This window comes from Streptomyces sp. NPDC015346 (assembly GCF_043078785.1).
Classification (GTDB): domain Bacteria; phylum Actinomycetota; class Actinomycetes; order Streptomycetales; family Streptomycetaceae; genus Streptomyces.
Window position 1 is genome coordinate 46,450 of record NZ_JBIBTW010000007.1, and the last position, 16,330, is coordinate 62,779.

Consider the following 16,330-nt stretch of genomic DNA (forward strand, 5'->3'; position numbering starts at 1 on the left):
GTCATGCCACGAACGCCCGCTGCCCCTCGACGCCCGCCCCCGCGCCGGACTCCACGAGCCGGGCCGCCGCCGCCAGCCTCGCCGCCGCTTCCTCCGCGACGGGGCCGCCGACGGTGAACGGCAGCCGGATGTACCCCTCGAAGGCGCCGTCGACCCCGAAGCGCGGCCCCGAGGGCACCCGGACGCCCACCCGCTCGCCGACCTCCGCGATCCGCGAGCCCGACAGGCCGCCCGTGCGGACCCAGAGCGTCAGACCGCCGCGGGGCACGTCGAACTCCCACTCGGGGAGCTGGGCGCGAACCGCCGCGACCAGCGCGTCGCGGTTCTCACGGGCCTGGGTACGGCGGATGGAGACGGCCTGCTCCCAGCCGCCGGTCCCCATCAGCCAGTTGACGGCGAGCTGCTCCAGGACCGGGGTGCCGAGGTCCGCGTAGGCCCGCGCCGCCACCAGCGAGCGGATCACGTCCGGCGCGGCCCGGACCCAGCCGATCCGCATGCCCGCCCAGAACGCCTTGCTCGCCGAGCCGACCGTGAGCACCGTGGAGCCCGCCGGGTCGAAGGCGCAGACCGGCTTGGGCATCCGCAGGTCGTCCTCCAGATAGAGCTCCGACATGGTCTCGTCGACGACCAGGACCGTGCCGGCCGAGCGGGCCGCGTCCACCATCTGGCGCCGCTGGTCCTCGTCGGCCAGGGCGCCGGTCGGGTTGTGGAAGTCGGCGACGACGTACGCGAGGCGGGGCGCGGCGTCCCGCAGCACCTGCCGCCAGAGGTTCAGGTCCCATCCGGTCAGGCCCTCGGCCATCGCGATCGGGACGAGACGGGCGCCCGCGGCCCGCATGAGCTGGAGGATGTTGGCGTACGAGGGCGATTCGACGGCGATCCGCTCGCCGCGCCCGGCGAAGAGGTGACAGATCGCGTCGATGGCGCCCATCGCGCCGGTCGTGACCATGATCTGTTCGGGCATGGTGGGGATGCCGCGCCGGGTGTACCGGTCGGCGAGCATCTGCCGCAGCGCGGGCAGGCCGGCCGGGTAGTCCCCGTGCGTGTGGGCGTAGGGCGGCAGCTCCTCCAGGGCGCCCTGGACGCTGCGGGTCAGCCACGGCTCGGGGGCCGGCAGGGCGGCGCAGCCGAGGTCGATCATGGAGCCGAGCGATTCGGGCGGCAGCGGTTCGAGCCCGCGCGAGGGCAGCGGGTTCCCGGCCGGTACGGCCGTCCAGCTGCCGGCCCCGCGCCGGGACTCCAGGAAGCCCTCGGCGCGCAGCGCCTCATAGGCGGCGGCCACCGTCGTACGGCTGACGGTGAGCGCCACGGCGAGTTCGCGCTCGGCGGGCAGCCGGGCGGCGACGGGGACCCGTCCTTCCAGGACGAGGAGGCGGATGCCGTCGGCCAGGGCGCGGTAGGCGGGCGGCTTGCGCGCGCCGGGACCGGCGGGGCGGGGCTGCTGCGCCTGGAGCTGACGGGCGAGCTGAGCCGGCCCGACGGCCGAAGTCCACTGAGCCATGGAATTCAGTCCACCTTCCTCGAATTGGCCATAGTTGGGATCCGATCCCCTGCCACAGAGTGACATGAGTCAGTCCACTACCACCACAGGGGGCAGTCCTTTGTCCATCGCCTCCGGTCTTCGCGACCGGCATCTGACCCGTCGGCTCGCTCAGCTCTACGCCGGTCTCGCGCTGTACGGGATCAGTTCGGCGCTGCTCGTGCGCGGCGGGCTCGGTCTGGAGCCCTGGGGCGTTCTCCACCAGGGTCTCGCCGAGAAGACCGGATTGACCATCGGAGTCGTCTCGATCGTCGTCGGCGCGATCGTGCTGCTGCTGTGGATCCCGATCCGGCAGAGGCCCGGTCTCGGCACGGTCTCGAACGTCTTCGTCATCGGTGTGGCGATGGACGGGACGCTGGCGGTGGTCCCGGACGCCCACGGGCTGCTCGCGCGGAGCGCGCTGCTCGTCGTCGGCATCGTCCTCAACGGTGTGGCGACGGGTCTCTACATCGCCGCCCGGTTCGGCCCCGGCCCGCGCGACGGCCTGATGACCGGTCTGCACCGGCTCACCGGCCGCTCGATCCGCCTGGTCCGTACGGGCATCGAGGTCGCCGTGGTCGCCGCCGGCTTCCTGCTGGGCGGCACGGTCGGCGTGGGCACGGTCCTGTACGCGCTGGCCATCGGACCGCTCGCGCAGTTCTTCCTGCGCCGGTTCGCCGTCCCGGAGCGGGCCGGAAGCAGCACCGTGGTCGCCTCCGCGACACCGGAGCAGGCCATACTGCGGCGGTGACTCGCGTACGCCACCCCTATCTGGACCACCCGTCCCCCATCCCGTTCGCCCACCGCGGCGGGGCGGCGGACGGCCTGGAGAACACCGCGGCCGCCTTCCGGGGCGCCGCCGCGGCCGGCTACCGCTACTTCGAGACCGATGTGCACACCACCGCGGACGGCGCGCTGGTCGCCTTCCACGACTCCACGCTCGACCGGATCACGGACGCCACCGGCCGGATCCGTGATCTGCCGTGGGACGCCGTCCGTGAGGCGCGGGTGGCGGGCAAGGAGCCGCTGCCGCTCTTCGAGGAGCTCCTGGAGGAGTTCCCGCAGGCCCGCTGGAACGTGGACCTCAAGGCGGAGTCGTCGCTCGTCCCGCTCGTCGACCTGATCCGCAGGACCGGCGCCTGGGACCGGATCTGCGTCGGGTCGTTCACCGAGGGCCGGGTGGCCCGGGCCCAGCGGCTCGCGGGGGCGCGGCTGGCCACCTCGTACGGCGTGAAGGGCGTCCTCGGGCTGCGGCTGCGCTCGCTCGGCATCCCCGCCGCCCTCCGCGCGGGCGCGGTGGCCGCGCAGGTCCCGGAGAGCCAGGGCGGGATCCCGGTGGTCGACCGGCGCTTCGTGCGGGAGGCCCACGCCCGTGGGCTGCAGGTCCATGTGTGGACCGTGAACGATCCGGACCGGATGAACTCCCTCCTCGACCTCGGGGTCGATGGCATCATGACCGATCATCTGGAGACGCTGCGTACCGTTCTGACCGACCGGGGAGTGTGGGTCTGAGCGCGCGTCCCGCCACGGGGACCAACGAGGGGGCCGCGGCCTTGACCGCCAACACTGCCGAGCCGGAGGAGCACACCGCCGATCCCGCCGACCGCCGTCGCGAACAGCGCGGCTGGTATTTCTACGACTTCGCCTGCTCGGTGTACTCGACGAGCGTGCTGACGGTGTTCCTCGGGCCCTATCTGACGTCGGTCGCCAAGGCGGCGGCGGACGCGGACGGGTTCGTCCACCCGCTGGGCATCCCGGTGCGCGCCGGCTCGCTCTTCGCCTACTCGGTCTCGGTCTCGATCGTGGTGGCGGTCCTCGTGATGCCGCTGGTGGGCGCGGCGGCGGACCGTACGGGCCGCAAGAAGCCGCTGCTCGCCGTCTCCGCGTACACCGGCGCCGCCGCGACGGCGGGCATGTTCTTCCTGGGCGGTGACCGGTACCTGCTCGGGGCGTTCCTGCTCATCGTGGCGAACGCCTCGCTGGCGGTCTCGATGGTGCTCTACAACGCGTATCTGCCGCAGATCGCCGAGCCCGACGAGCGGGACGCGGTCTCCTCGCGCGGCTGGGCCTTCGGTTACACCTCCGGCGCCGTCGTCCTGGTGATGAACCTGGTCCTGTACTCGGGGCACGAGTCCTTCGGGCTCTCGGAGGGCGCGGCGGTGCGGATCTGCCTGGCCTCGGCGGGGCTCTGGTGGGGCGCCTTCACGCTCGTACCGCTGCGGCGGCTGCGCGACCGCCGGGTGCGGCCGCACGGGGAGGGCGCGGTCGGCAGCGGCTGGCGGCAGCTGCGGGAGACGCTGCGGGACATGCGGCGCCATCCGCTGACGCTCTCCTTCCTGCTCGCCTATCTCGTCTACAACGACGGGGTGCAGACGGTGATCTCGCAGGCGTCGATCTACGGCTCGGAGGAGCTGGGTCTGGAGCAGACGACGCTGATCACGGCGGTGCTGCTGGTCCAGGTCCTCGCGGTCGTCGGGGCGCTCGGCATGGGCCGGATGGCGCGTACGTACGGCGCCAAGCAGACGATCCTGGCCTCCCTGGCCGTCTGGACGCTGATCCTGGCCGCCGGGTACTTCCTGCCGGCCGGCGCGCCGGTGGCGTTCTTCTGTCTGGCGGCGGCGATCGGTCTCGTCCTGGGCGGCAGCCAGGCGCTGTCGCGCTCGCTGTTCTCACACCTGGTGCCGCGCGGCAAGGAGGCGGAGTACTTCTCGGCCTACGAGATGAGCGACCGGGGCCTGAGCTGGCTGGGGCCACTGGTGTTCGGTGTCGCGTATCAGCTGACCGGCAGCTATCGGGATGCCATCATCTCTCTGGTGATCTTCTTCGCCGCCGGTTTCGTCCTTCTTGCGCGGGTTCCGGTCCGGGCCGCCGTGGCCGCCGCGGGCAACCCGGTTCCGGAACGGATTTAGACGCGGAAGTGAAAGGCCGGTAGTGTACGCCTTTGGCCTGCCAGGCGGACCGTTACTGCGTGCTGCTTTAGTGAAAGCGCTGGGTGACATCTGCTGCCAGATGTGACAAACCGGGCACTGGTGGGTAGAACAAGGGGCGGCACGACGGGCGACGCACGACCCGGAACGGGAATCTTTACCGCCGACCGGACGTTGACCGGATGACGACGACAGCGACACCTGTCCTGTGGGCGACAAGCCCGGGAGGCACGATTCATGAGTGAGCGAGCTCTTCGCGGCACGCGCCTCGTGGTGACCAGCTACGAGACCGACCGCGGCATCGATCTGGCCCCGCGCCAGGCCGTGGAGTACGCATGCGAGAAGGGCCATCGTTTTGAGATGCCCTTCTCTGTGGAAGCGGAAATTCCGCCGGAGTGGGAGTGCAAGGTCTGCGGAAGCCAGGCTCTACTGGTGGACGGGGACGGCCCCGAGGAGAAGAAGGGCAAGCCGGCGCGTACGCACTGGGACATGCTGATGGAGCGGCGGACGCGTGAGGAGCTGGAGGAGGTGCTGGCCGAGAGGCTGGCGGTCCTGCGGTCCGGCGCGATGAACATCGCCGTACATCCGCGAGACAGCCGCAAGTCCGCCTAGCGGACGGCGCGGCCGAAGCAACGCCGCGGGGCCCGGTACACCTGGTGTGTACCGGGCCCCGCGGCGTTGTCGTGCGGCGTTACGGCGTCGTGCGCGTTACGGCGTCAGCGGCGGGCGAGGGTCCTGGGGGTCGCGCGGCCCCTGGGGAGCGTCGTCCCGCACCACTTCACCCTGCACGACCTTGCCGTCCGGCCGGTGCATACGAGCCTGCTGGAAGGCGTCCTGGAGGCTGCCCTGCGGGGCGGCGCTCATCCGGCGCTCCACGGCCCTGTCCGCGGACCGTCCGAGCATCGAGCGGACGGGCGGTACGAGCAGCAGCAGACCCAGCACGTCGGAGACGAGGCCGGGAATCATAAGGAGCAGCCCACCGAGCATCAGGAAGCCGTTGCGGTCCTGCGCGCCGACCCGGTCGGCGGGGGTGGGCGCCACCCCCGTCTGCGCCGCCATCTGCGCCTTCTGGAAGGTCTCGGTGAGGTTCCTGAAGGCCCGTCGGCCCGCCCGCTTGATCACCACGGCGCCGAGGACGAAGCCGCCGACCAGCAGGCCGAGGACGGTCAGTCCGCCGGCCGCGTCCGCCACGACCGTGAGCAGCCAGATCTCGAGGACCAGCCAGGCGACGAGGGCCAGGGGGAGGAACGTACGCGCGCGGGAGCGCTTGGGGGCGAGAGGGGGCGGTGCGCCTGTCGTCATGGTCCCCAGTGTGCCTGGCGCCCCGCAGGAACGTCGTAAAGGGTCGTGAAGGAAAGGGTCGTAAAGGAGGGGCTCGTAAAGGAGGTAAAGGAGGGGTCAGCGCGCGGGCCCGCGGCCGAGCAACCTGCCGACCTTCCGCGCACGGGCCGTCAGGCCCCAGCCGGTGACCCGCCACAACGCCTCGACCAGGATGTCCTTGCTCATCTTGGAGTCGCCCGCCTCGCGCTCCACGAAGGTGATGGGGACCTCCACGACGTGGAAACCGGCGGCGACCGCGCGGCGGGCCAGGTCGACCTGGAAGCAGTAGCCGGCCGAGGCCACGTCGTCCAGGCCGAGGCCCTCCAGGGTCTCCTTGCGGAAGGCCCGGAAGCCGCCGGTGACGTCCCGGATCGGCACGTCGAGCATGAGGCGCGAGTAGAGGCTGCCGCCGCGGGAGATGAACTCGCGAGACTTGGGCCAGTTCACGATCCGGCCGCCGGGCACCCAGCGCGAGCCGAGCACGAGGTCGGCGCCCTTCAGCGCGGTCAGCAGCCGGGGCAGCTCCTCGGGCTGGTGGGAGCCGTCGGCGTCCATCTCGACCAGGACGCCGTAGCCGTGCTCGACACCCCAGCGGAAGCCGGCGAGGTAGGCGGCGCCGAGCCCTTCCTTGCCCGCGCGGTGCAGGACGTGGACGTGGTCGTCCTCGGCGGAGAGCTCGTCGGCGAACTTGCCGGTGCCGTCGGGGCTGTTGTCGTCGGCGACGAGGATGTGCGCCTCGGGGACGGCCGCACGTACGCGCGAGACGATGGGCTTGATGTTCTCCGCCTCGTTGTAGGTCGGGATGATCACCAAGGCACTGCCGAGCGGGCCGTACCGCCTCTGGCCACCGTCGTTCACTGCTGCCCCTTCGGATGCCTGCGCGAACCTCCACCATAGCGAGCCAGTGATGCGGATCGGGGCCCGGCGTCCTTCGGGCCGACCTCGGGACCCGCTGGCTGCGGGTCGACCGAGAGCCGTTGTCTACTGAACGTCCGGGCCCCACCCGGGTCGCACCCTCCGCCGGAAAAGACCTTCCCTCGCCCCCGAGGCGCGGGCGCTGAACCTGGTTCCCGGGGATGGTGAGCCGGTGCGGCACACCATTCCTTGACCCAGCGGCGTTCGACGACTGCGTGGAGGTTTGAATACCGGTCGGACGTCGTGTGGTGGACGCGCCGAACCTACCGGCCGGTGGCGGCTCGCTGTCAACACCCCTTCGACCTGCGAAGATGCCCGATACTGCCAGGTCAGTGGGGAAGCTCCGCAGGTCGTGAACGAGCCGGTTGATCATCGATCGGCGGTACGAAATGTCCCTACGTCACTCGTTCGGTCGCACGAAGACCGTTTGTCCGAAGACCACCGTCCGCAGGCAGACGGGGAGTTCGCGCCCGGGGGTCAGATCGGGCAGACCGGGCGTTCCGGAGCGCGGGTCGGTCGACCAGCGGGCCACCCGGTCGTCGGGGGCCTGGACCACGAGCTCGTCGGTGCGCCAGATCGCGAAGTCGGCGGGGGCTCCGGGGACGAGCGTGCCCGCGTCGTCGCGGCCGGCGGCCCGCCAGCCGCCCCGGGTGTGCGCGGTGAAGGCGGCGCGGACGGAGATCCGGTGCTCGGGGGTGCGGTGGAAGGCGGCGGCGCGGATCGTGCCCCAGGGGTCCAGCGGGGTGACCGGGCTGTCCGAGCCGAAGGCCAGCGGCACTCCGGCGCGGAGCAGGGCGGCGTACGGGTTGAGGGTGCGGGCGCGCTCGGCGCCGAGGCGTTCGGCGTACATGCCGTCCTCGCCGCCCCAGGCCGCGTCGAAGGCGGGCTGGACGGAGGCGGTGAGGCCCAGTTCGGCGAAGGCGGCGATCGTCTCGGGGGTGAGCATCTCGGCGTGCTCGACGCGGTGCCGCGCGGCCCGGATCCGGGCGAGGCCGAGCTTCTCGGCGGCGGCGCGGACGCCCTCGACGACGGCGGTGACGGCCGCGTCGCCGATGGCGTGGAACCCGGCCTGGAGGCCGGCCTCGGTGCAGGCCACGACATGGCGCGCGACGGTCGGGGCGTCGAGGTGGGCGATCCCGGTGTGGGCGGCGTCGGCGTGGTCGGCGTAGGCCTCGTGGAGGCAGGCGGTGTGCGAGCCGAGCGAGCCGTCGGCGAAGAGGTCGCCGGCCGCGCCGACCGCGCCGAGGTCGCGGGCCCGGGCGACGTCGAGGTCGGCCCAGTAGCCGACGACGCGCGGCCCTGGCTCGTCGCGGGCGAGATCGAGGAGGCCGGTGAAGTCGTCCTCGGAGGAGATCTCCGGTCCGCCGCACTCGTGGAGCGTGCCGATGCCGAGCGAGGCGGCGTGGGCGCGGGCGGCGCGCTGGGCCTCAGTGCGCTGGGCGGGCGAGATCGCCGCGTAGGCGGCGGCGCGGACGGCGTGGTGGGCGTCGCCGGTCAGCGGTTCGCCGTCGCGGAAGCCGGCGAGGTCGCGGATGCCCGGTACGAGGTCGAGCAGCGCGGTGGTGACGACGGCCGAGTGGACGTCGATCCGGGTGAGGTAGAGGGGACGGCCGCCGGTGAGGGCGTCCAGCTCCTCGCGGCGCGGCGCCCGGCGCTCGGGCCAGCGGGAGGCGTCCCAGCCGTGCCCGATCAGGATCCGGTCGTCGGGGCGGGCGGCGGCGTGGGCGCGGATCCACTCGGCGGCCTCGGCGAGCGAGGCGGCGGCGGAGAGGTCGAGGCCGGTCAGGGCGAGGCCGGTGGCGGTGGTGTGCACGTGCGCGTCGACGAACGCGGGGGTGACCAGGGCGCCTTCGAGGTCGATCACCTCGTCGACACCGGAGGCGAAGGCGTCGGCCGCCCCCTCCGAACCGACCCAGGCCACGTGCCCGCGCTCCACCACCATGGCGGTGGCGAAGGGGTCGGCGGGGCTGTGGACGTCTCCACCGCGCAGCAGCACGGTGCGGTGTTCGTACTCGGTGACCATGGTGACCAGCCTAGATACGCGGCGGCCGGGCTTCGTACGGGGTCGACAGGACGACCGTGGTCCGGCTGGAGACGCCCGCCTGCGAGCGGATGCGGCTGAGCAGGTGTTCCAGCTCCAGCGGGGTGGCGACGCGCACCTTGAGGATGTAGTTCTCCTCGCCGGCGACGCTGTGGCAGGCCTCGATCTCCGGGATGTCCGCGAGCCGGTCCGGAGTGTCGTCCGGGGCGCTCGGGTCGAAGGGTTTGACCGAGATGAAGGCGGTCAGCGGCAGCCCGACGGCCTCCGGGTCGACGACGGCGGCATAGCCGCGGATGACCCCGCGCTGCTCCAGACGGCGGACGCGCTGATGCACGGCCGACGTGGACAGGCCGGTGGCCTTGCCCAGGTCGGTGTAGCTCATGCGCCCGTCCCTGACCAGCAACTCGACGATCTGACGATCCAGCTCCTCCATGCGGTCAACCTATTGCCCAGGCGGTCCATCGGCACAGCCGGGGAGCCGCCTCTTTGGCCGTCTATGGGCATCCGCGGGGCACCTGCGAGCGGCATGTGACGAACGCCACAGGTTTGCGACCGGGGTCGGACGAGACCTCACGGTTATACGACCGCCCGCATGGGAATTGCTTGTTTTGGTCGAGGCCATACGTACTTGGTCGACCCACCCGAGGGGGAGATTCTCCATGCAGGAGCCTGTTGATTCGGTCGAGGCGGCCGACGAGCTCGACGCGTACGACACCTTTGAGATGTACCGGGTCATCTGCCCGGACTGCGTGCAGCCGATCGCGCTGCTCGCCGACGAGGACGTACTGCCGGAGCACGCCCTCTGCCCGACTCCGTGGAACCCGTTCGTCCTGACGGTCTGCTCCGGCACCGGCCGGGCGGCCTCCGACGCGAGCCCGGCGGACGAGACCCTGGAGGTCCAGGAGCAGGACACGGCGCTCCTGCTGACCCTTCCTCAGGGCCTCGACTGGCGCACGCAGCCCTTCTCGCACGTGGGCGGTCCGGGCTCGCGTCCGATCAAGGTGCCGCAGATGCGGCGCGCGGCCTGAGCCCGTCCCGCCGGGACCGGTCCGCCTCCGCCGCCTTCGCCCTCACCTTCGCCTTCACCAGTAGTCGCCGCGCACCATCGCCGCGAGCGTGGCGTGGTGCAGGATCAGGCTGTCCGGGTTCTCGGGCACCTCGACCTCTCCGAAGTGCGCCTGGCGGTACGCGACCCTGAGCATCACGATCGCGTGCCGCAGCGCCGCGTAGAGGGTGTGGAACTCCATGTCGCGCGGCGTGTGCCCGGTGAGACCGGCGTAGCGCCGCTCGATCGCGTCCCGGCGCAGGAAGCGGGGCAGCCCGGGCTGGCCGAAGCTCACGGTCAGGTCCTGGAAGAAGCGGTGCAGGTAGACGGTCCAGCCGAGGTCGACTTCGCGGGGGGCGTACGCGGCCATCTCCCAGTCGAGGACGGCGGCGGGTTCGAATCCGTCGTAGACGATGTTGCCGATGCGCGCGTCGCCCCAGTTGAGGACGGCGGGGCCTTCGTCCGCGGGCCAGTGGTCCGCCAGCCACGCGAAGGCGGACTCGATCAGCGGCGAGGGCGCGAGATCCTTCACCACCCAGGCGTAGTAGGCGCGTTGGGCGTCGACATGGCGACGCAGCGGGCTTCCGGCCCCCTCGGGGAGGAGGAACTCGGCCTCCTTGGGCGGGAACTGGTCGTGCAGCCGGGCGAGCACGGAGACGGACTCAGCCTCCAGACGGGCGCGTTGGGCGTCCGTGGCGGAGTGCAGCCAGTTCCCCTCGTACGTGTAGGGCATGACGTCCGGCGGGACACGGCCCTCGGCGCGGGCCATCACGAAGAAGGGCGCGCCGAGCGGCGCCGGGTCCGGCTCCAGCCACAGAACACGGGGCACGGGGATGTCGGTGTGCTCCGCGACGAGGCGCATGACCCGGTGCTGCCGCTCCATGTCGTAGACGGGGAAGATCGTGTACGCGGCGGGGTCGGCGGCCAGCCGCAGGGCGCAGCCGCGCACGGGCGCGTCGGGATGGTCGAGGTCGAAGAGCAGGGTCTCGCTGGACATGCCGTTGGACGCGGGGACGGTGAGGTCACGGACGCGCGCGCCGGGCAGGCGGGGGTCGAGCCAGCGGGTCAGGCGCCGGCCGAGCTCCTCGGGGTCGCGGGTGGAGGTGCGGGGGCGGGGCGCGGTGGCCATGGGTCCGGACTCCTCTACTGCGCGGTGGAGGTGTGGTCGGCGAAGCCGCTCGGGTCGTGGCGGCCGAAGGAGCCGTGCTCGAAGATCCCGTGGCCGGTGCGGCCGTCGAGGGTGAAGCGGGCGGCGTGGTCGGTGACGCCATAGGCGGCCATGGGGTGGGCGGCGGGGTCGGACAGGTCGTAGACCCTGCGGTCGGTCCAGTCGCGGCCCTGCCAGGTGCCGTGCTGCCAGTCGGTGGCGGGCGGGTAGCCGGCGCCGACGGCGAGCGGGGAGGAGGCGAGGATCTCGACGCCGACCTCCAGGGGTTTGCCGGCCGGGTCGGTGAGGTGGACGACGGCGCGCTCGGGGTGGCGGGTGCCGGGGCGGTACGTGATGTCGGTGCGGGGCCAGCCGAGCTGGGTGTCGCGCCGGCCGTTGCGTACCAGCAGGGCTTCGTTGAGCGTGCGGTAGCCGTCGGCGTCCTCCTGGGTGACGACCATGAGGAAGCGGTCGTCGAAGCGCATCGGGATCCAGAGCCAGTGGAAGCCCTCGGGCCGGAACTCGTCGGCGCGGCCGTCCTGTTCACCGGGGATCGGGCGGACGCCCCAGCTGCGGTCGCGGGTGCCGGTCCACTCCCCCGGGGTCACGGCGAACTCCTCGCCGCCGGCCCGGATGGTGCCGGCGCACCGCCCGGCCTGGACGAACCGGCGTCCTTCGAGGGTGAGCCGGTCGCCGCGGCGCTGGATGTGGTGCGGTTCCCAGACGGCGGGGAAGTCCCCGGTCCAGGTGAGGTCGAAGGAGAGCCCGTCGGGGTCGCCGGGGTCGGGGTCGCAGTGCAGGGTGAGCGACTTCAGGGGCGTGTCGACGGTGATGCGCAGGGGGCCGACGGCGAGGTTCGTCCGGTCGTCGCCGAGGGCGTCGGAGGCTCGGACGGCGTGGAGGCGGTCGCCGGTGCGGAGGGTGGCGTAGGCGTCGATGACGCCGGTGTTGGGGTAGACGCCGAGCCCGGCGATCAGCAGGGCGCGGCCGTGGTGGTCGAAGACGTGGAAGATGCACCGGTCGTAGACGTTGCGGTCTCCGCTGACGTGGTGCTTCATCGAGAGCGGCGCCTGGTGCACGGGGTATTCGTCGAGCGCGACGGGCCGGTCGTCGACGTGCCGGTCCAACGACATGGCTGACCTCCTGGTCGGCGAGCGGGAATTGACGGTACGTCAGGGATGGCGCGGGAGACCAGAGCCGTGCGTGAAGCGGATCCCGCGGGGGGAGGCGGACGCTCGGGGCGACGGACGCTCGGGGCGACGGACGCTCGGGGCGGCGGACACCTCCGGGTTACGGATGCTTCCGGCCGGAGCCTCCGGGTAAGTGCCGAACTGCCGCTCGAATGCGTCCGGCGGTGACCCCGGCCCGGCGGGTCGCGTTGGAGCAGGCATGACCTCGCTGTACACCACCCCTGTCGGCAGCGGACGGCGGCGACTCGCCGAGCCGCGGCTTGAAGAATCGGTTCCGCACCAGGCGCCGCACCTCGCCGACCCGCCCATCTACAAGGCGCTGCTGAACCAGTGGGCGAGCCACGGCCGCTTCCTGCCGGGCCGCGCCGACCACGAGTGGAACATGCTGATCGCGGCGCCCGTGTGGGCCGACCGGACCGTGCGCGTGAGCGGGGTCAGCGGGACTCTGGTCCGACGAGGTGACGTGCGATGACCATCCGCTGGATCTGATTGGTGCCCTCGACGATCTGCAGCATCTTCGCCTCGCGCATGTAGCGCTCCACGGGGAAGTCCGCGGTGTACCCGTACCCGCCGAGCACCTGGACCGCGTCCGTGGTGACCTGCATGGCCGCGTCCGTGCAGAAGAGCTTCGCCATCGCCGCCTGCCGGCCGAAGGGGAGGCCCTCGTCGCGCAGCCGCGCCGCCTCCAGGTACAGCGCCCGGCCCGCCTCGATCCGGGTCGCCATGTCCGCCAGCAGGAAGCGCAGCCCCTGGAAGTCGGCGATCGGCCGGCCGAACTGCCGGCGCTCACGGGCGTATTCCACGGCTTGGCCCAGGGCCGCCTGCGCGAGCCCCACCGCGCAGGCCGCGATCCCGAGGCGCCCGGAGTCCAGGGCGGAGAGCGCGATGGCGAAGCCCTGACCCTCCTCGCCGATGCGCCGCGCGTCCGGGATCCGTACCCCGTCGAAGTGAATTTGCGCGGTGGGCGAGCCCTTCATGCCCATCTTCCGCTCGGGCGCGGCCGCGCTCAGCCCCTCGGCGTCGCCCGGGACGAGGAACGCGGTGATCCCCTTGGGCCCTTCGCCGCCGGTCCGCGCCATGACCGTGCAGAAGTCGGCGATCCCGCCGTGGGTGATCCACGCCTTGGTGCCGGTCAGCACCCAGTCGTCGCCCTCCCGGACCGCCTTCGTCCGCAGCGAGGCCGCGTCGGAACCGGAGGCCGGTTCCGAGAGGCAGTACGCGCCGAGGAGACCGCCGCCGAGCATGGCCGGCAGATGGGCGGCCCGCTGCTCCTTGGTCCCGAAGCCGGCCAGCGCGTGGCAGGACAGGGTGTGGACGCTGACGCCGAGGCCGACGGTGAGACGGGCGGCGGCGAGCTCTTCGAGCACCTGCAGGTAGACGGCGTAGGGCTGGTCGCCGCCGCCGTACTCGGAGTCGTACGGAAGGCCGAGCAGACCGGACGTGGAGAGCAGCGAGAAGAGCTCCCGGGGGAAGCGGCCCGCTTCCTCCTCCTCGGCGGCGCGCGGTGCGATCTCCCGCTCGGCGATGTCGCGGACCAGGGTGAGCAGTTCCCTGGCCTCCTCGGTGGGCAGCCGGCGTTCCACGGTCTGCGGGGCGCGGTCGGGCATGGTGGCGCACTCCTTCCCTGTCGGGCGCTGCGGCGGCGCGCGCCAGGGGTCGGGCGGCTCCGCCGGTACGCACACGCTGCGCCGATGCTCCCCCGGCGGGTCGCGCGAGGGGGCGCCCGACGCCCGTGGCGCAGGGAGTATGCCCATTCGGCGGGCCCCGGTCACACGTCCGCCGGTCATGTGACGGGCCGGTGCGCGACCGGCAGGCCGCTCGATCGGTCTCCGCTCAGACGTCGTCCGTCTTCGGGGCGGGGCACTCCGGGACGTGCTCCTCGATCGTCGCGAGGGTGCCGCGCAGCAGGCCCACCAGCAGGGACCGGACGGCCTTCCGGTCCGGCTCCAGGTCGGTGATCCACTCCAGGGTGATGCCCTCGACGGCGCTCAGCCAGCCGAGGAGGGCGAGGCGCGCCGTACGCGGGACGTCGCGCCGGCCGTAGGCGCCCTCCGCGATGGTGGCGATCAGCTCCTCGCGCACGGAGTCCCGGATCGCCTGGACCTCGGTGTCGAAGCCGACGCCGCCGGTCACGATCGTGCGGTAGGCCGCCTGGTGGTGCTCGGCGTAGCGGAGGTAGCCGTCGATCGTGCGTTCCACCCGTTCCCGGCGCGGGAGCTCCGTGTCGGAGGCGGCCCGTGCCACGAGGTCCGAGACGGACTCCTCGACGATCGCCAGGTAGTAGCCGCGTTTGCTCTTGAAGTAGTAGTAGATCAATCCCTTGGCGACCCCGGCGTGCTGGGCGATGTCGTCCATGGAGAGCGCGTCGTACGAGGTGTCGGCGAACAACTTCCGGCCAGTCGCGATGAGTTCGGAGCGCCGGGCCTGGGATCGTTCGGTCGTTCCGCGCTGTTGACTATTATTCAAATTGCGCCCTAGTCTCCGACTTCCACGGACAGTGCCCGCAGTATGGCAGACCTTCAGGAGGTCGAAATGCGCGGATCGGTACGGGTGTCGAAGCCCGGGAGAACGTCCTGGAAGAGGACCGCGGTGATCGGCGTGCCCGCCGTCCTCGTGGTCGGCGTCATGGCCTCCGCGATGGCCGAGGGGGCGCTCGCCGCGTCCTTCGCCGTCTCCGGCACCAGCTTCCAGGTCGCCTCCGGAAAGCTGACCAGCCAGGGGCTCGCCTCCTACGTGCACACCGACCGCTCCGCCGACGGCCGCGGTCATCCGGTCGCGCTGCTCGGCATCGGGAACGCCCGGCTCAGCGACATCTGCCAGGCCGCCGAGGTGGACACCCCGGTCGGCAAGGTCGTCTTCAAGCTCACCGCGGGCGGCGAGGCCGGAGAGGTCACCGCCAGGAACCTGGTCATCGACGGCGAGGACCTGAGCGGCGACGCCCGCTTCGGCACCGCCCAGATAGGGCGTGACGCCTCCACCCTCGACGAGGTGCCGGGCGTGCGGGGGCCCAGGGGCAAGTTCGGGCTCCAGGCCGGGGACATCGAGGTCGTCGGGGTGAGGTCGCACGCCTGGTCGGCGACGGGCGGCGACTTCCGGCTGAAGGGGATGAAGCTCGATGTGAGCATCGGCGGCGAGAAGTGCTTCTGAACCCGGCCGGGGACACCGGCGCCGCGCTGCGGCGGCGCCGGCGGGCCTGGCGGGACTGGCGGCGCGCCCGGCCCTTCTGGGCCGGCCTTCTCCTGCTGCTCGGCGGCGCCGAGCTGCTGCTCGTCCCGCTCTCGCCGCTCACCGTCCTGGTCAGTCTGGGGATCGGCGGCATCGCGGCGATCGGGATCGGTCTGGCGCTTGTCGCCGCCGGGCTGTTCCTCTGGTTCCTGCCGCACACCCACCACTACGTCTCGGTGCACGCCCTGATCCTGTCCGTCCTCTCCTTCGCCGCGACCAACCTCGGCGGGTTCCTGATCGGCATGGGCCTCGGGATCCTGGGCAGCGCGATGGGCTTCGGCTGGACTCCGGCGAGCGGCGAGGACGCCCCTCGTACCGGCGGCGGGACGAAGGCGCTCGCCGGAGCTCTACCGGTGGTGCTGCTGCTCGGGCTCGGCGTCCGGCCGGGCGAGACGCACGCCGCCCCGGCACCGGACGCAGTCGCCACTCCCCCGACGGTCACCACCACGCGGTTCGCCCCGGACGGCTTCACCCTCGCCGGGGTACGGACCGTGCCGACCGCCGGCGGACCGCTGAAGGTCATGGTCCTCACGATGCGCTCGGCCTCGCTCTCCGACTACCGGATGCGGACCCGCGACGGCGGCGAGGAGCTGACGCTGGGCGCCGACTCCCTCGATCTGAGCGGTCACGTCACGCTCTATCTGACGAGGTTCAGCGGCTGCCTGCAGGGGCTGCTCTGCCTGACCTTCACGCCGGACGGCCTGCCGGTGCCTCCGGTCGTGCCGCCCTTCGTCTACATGACCGACGTCAGCGCCGAGCAGGCCCTGGTCACCTCGGACGTCATCGAGGCGGACGGCCTGCGGCTGGCGGCCACACCGGACGCTCCGCTCACATCAGGCCGACCTGGGTGACGAACATGGCGAGGACGACGACCAGGGTCCAGCCGAGGACGTGCTCGAGCACCTTCGGGCCCCTGTCCTCGGGGCCGCCGGTGCGGGCACGGGAACGGGCGGCGGAGTGGGTGGTGGCGGTCATGGCCACCACAGTGCCAGCGCGAGGCG

Annotated in this window: 18 protein-coding genes; 8 read left to right on the forward strand and 10 right to left on the reverse strand. The window is 72.3% G+C overall.

Going from position 1 to position 16,330, the window contains the following annotated elements:
* Position 1: 1 nt before the first annotated feature.
* The gene (locus ACF06X_RS24585; RefSeq protein WP_392289465.1) at positions 2–1,501 is read right to left on the reverse strand and encodes a PLP-dependent aminotransferase family protein; all 1,500 of its coding nucleotides are present in this window, start codon (positions 1,499–1,501) and stop codon (positions 2–4) included.
* A 64-nt stretch (positions 1,502–1,565) separates the two neighbouring features.
* Here ACF06X_RS24585 and ACF06X_RS24590 point away from each other — a divergent pair, with 64 nt between their 5' ends.
* The 4 genes from ACF06X_RS24590 to ACF06X_RS24605 all read left to right on the forward strand — a co-directional run bounded on the left by ACF06X_RS24590 (position 1,566) and on the right by ACF06X_RS24605 (position 5,058).
* Entirely contained in the window at positions 1,566–2,270 is a 705-nt protein-coding gene (locus ACF06X_RS24590) for a YitT family protein (RefSeq protein ID WP_392289466.1), read from the forward strand.
* Positions 2,267–3,031 carry a glycerophosphodiester phosphodiesterase family protein gene (locus tag ACF06X_RS24595; protein ID WP_392289467.1) on the forward strand — a complete coding sequence of 255 codons (765 nt, stop codon included), beginning with the start codon at positions 2,267–2,269 and terminating at the stop codon, positions 3,029–3,031. The genes ACF06X_RS24590 and ACF06X_RS24595 overlap by 4 nt, the downstream gene beginning before the upstream one ends.
* A gap of 41 nt (positions 3,032–3,072) precedes the next feature.
* Positions 3,073–4,428: an MFS transporter gene (locus ACF06X_RS24600; protein ID WP_392289468.1), complete on the forward strand. Its 1,356-nt coding sequence runs from the start codon at positions 3,073–3,075 to the stop codon at positions 4,426–4,428.
* Positions 4,429–4,683: 255 nt separating this feature from the next.
* Positions 4,684–5,058, forward strand: coding sequence for an RNA polymerase-binding protein RbpA (locus tag ACF06X_RS24605; RefSeq protein WP_026278069.1), 375 nt, complete (start codon positions 4,684–4,686; stop codon positions 5,056–5,058).
* 96 nt (positions 5,059–5,154) lie between these two features.
* Here ACF06X_RS24605 and fxsA read toward each other — a convergent pair whose 3' ends face one another.
* The 4 genes from fxsA to ACF06X_RS24625 form a co-directional block, all read right to left on the reverse strand.
* Positions 5,155–5,748, reverse strand: a complete 594-nt coding sequence (gene fxsA, locus ACF06X_RS24610) for an FxsA family membrane protein (RefSeq protein ID WP_392289469.1) — start codon at positions 5,746–5,748, stop codon at positions 5,155–5,157.
* Positions 5,749–5,844: 96 nt separating this feature from the next.
* On the reverse strand, positions 5,845–6,624 hold the full coding sequence (locus ACF06X_RS24615) for a polyprenol monophosphomannose synthase (RefSeq protein WP_392289470.1): 780 nt from the start codon (positions 6,622–6,624) through the stop codon (positions 5,845–5,847).
* A gap of 457 nt (positions 6,625–7,081) precedes the next feature.
* Entirely contained in the window at positions 7,082–8,704 is a 1,623-nt protein-coding gene (locus ACF06X_RS24620; protein WP_392289471.1) for an amidohydrolase, read from the reverse strand.
* 10 nt (positions 8,705–8,714) lie between these two features.
* Positions 8,715–9,155 carry an Lrp/AsnC family transcriptional regulator gene (locus ACF06X_RS24625; protein WP_158985307.1) on the reverse strand — a complete coding sequence of 147 codons (441 nt, stop codon included), beginning with the start codon at positions 9,153–9,155 and terminating at the stop codon, positions 8,715–8,717.
* A gap of 226 nt (positions 9,156–9,381) precedes the next feature.
* On the opposite strand from ACF06X_RS24625, the gene ACF06X_RS24630 reads away from it, so the two are divergent.
* Entirely contained in the window at positions 9,382–9,750 is a 369-nt protein-coding gene (locus ACF06X_RS24630; RefSeq protein ID WP_392289472.1) for a hypothetical protein, read from the forward strand.
* Between the two features lie 54 nt (positions 9,751–9,804).
* Here ACF06X_RS24630 and ACF06X_RS24635 read toward each other — a convergent pair whose 3' ends face one another.
* Together ACF06X_RS24635 and ACF06X_RS24640 are read right to left on the reverse strand one after the other, a co-directional pair.
* Positions 9,805–10,896: a phosphotransferase family protein gene (locus ACF06X_RS24635; protein WP_392289473.1), complete on the reverse strand. Its 1,092-nt coding sequence runs from the start codon at positions 10,894–10,896 to the stop codon at positions 9,805–9,807.
* A gap of 14 nt (positions 10,897–10,910) precedes the next feature.
* Positions 10,911–12,047, reverse strand: a complete 1,137-nt coding sequence (locus tag ACF06X_RS24640; protein ID WP_392289474.1) for a hypothetical protein — start codon at positions 12,045–12,047, stop codon at positions 10,911–10,913.
* A 256-nt stretch (positions 12,048–12,303) separates the two neighbouring features.
* Between ACF06X_RS24640 and ACF06X_RS24645 the strand changes: the two genes are divergently transcribed.
* Entirely contained in the window at positions 12,304–12,576 is a 273-nt protein-coding gene (locus tag ACF06X_RS24645) for a hypothetical protein (protein WP_392289475.1), read from the forward strand.
* Here ACF06X_RS24645 and ACF06X_RS24650 read toward each other — a convergent pair.
* A complete protein-coding gene (locus ACF06X_RS24650; RefSeq protein ID WP_392289476.1) occupies positions 12,539–13,711 on the reverse strand; it encodes an acyl-CoA dehydrogenase family protein in 1,173 nt (390 codons plus the stop codon). The genes ACF06X_RS24645 and ACF06X_RS24650 overlap by 38 nt on opposite strands.
* A gap of 226 nt (positions 13,712–13,937) precedes the next feature.
* Positions 13,938–14,570 carry a TetR/AcrR family transcriptional regulator gene (locus ACF06X_RS24655; protein WP_392289477.1) on the reverse strand — a complete coding sequence of 211 codons (633 nt, stop codon included), beginning with the start codon at positions 14,568–14,570 and terminating at the stop codon, positions 13,938–13,940.
* 66 nt (positions 14,571–14,636) lie between these two features.
* Between ACF06X_RS24655 and ACF06X_RS24660 the strand changes: the two genes are divergently transcribed.
* Entirely contained in the window at positions 14,637–15,251 is a 615-nt protein-coding gene (locus tag ACF06X_RS24660) for a DUF6230 family protein (protein ID WP_392289478.1), read from the forward strand.
* Entirely contained in the window at positions 15,242–16,180 is a 939-nt protein-coding gene (locus tag ACF06X_RS24665; protein ID WP_392289479.1) for a DUF6114 domain-containing protein, read from the forward strand. Before ACF06X_RS24660 ends, ACF06X_RS24665 begins: the two co-directional genes overlap by 10 nt.
* On the opposite strand, the gene ACF06X_RS24670 is transcribed toward ACF06X_RS24665, so the two are convergent.
* The gene (locus tag ACF06X_RS24670) at positions 16,158–16,304 is read right to left on the reverse strand and encodes an SCO1431 family membrane protein (protein WP_392289480.1); all 147 of its coding nucleotides are present in this window, start codon (positions 16,302–16,304) and stop codon (positions 16,158–16,160) included. The two genes, ACF06X_RS24665 and ACF06X_RS24670, sit on opposite strands and share 23 nt — an antisense overlap.
* Positions 16,305–16,330: the final 26 nt, after the last annotated feature.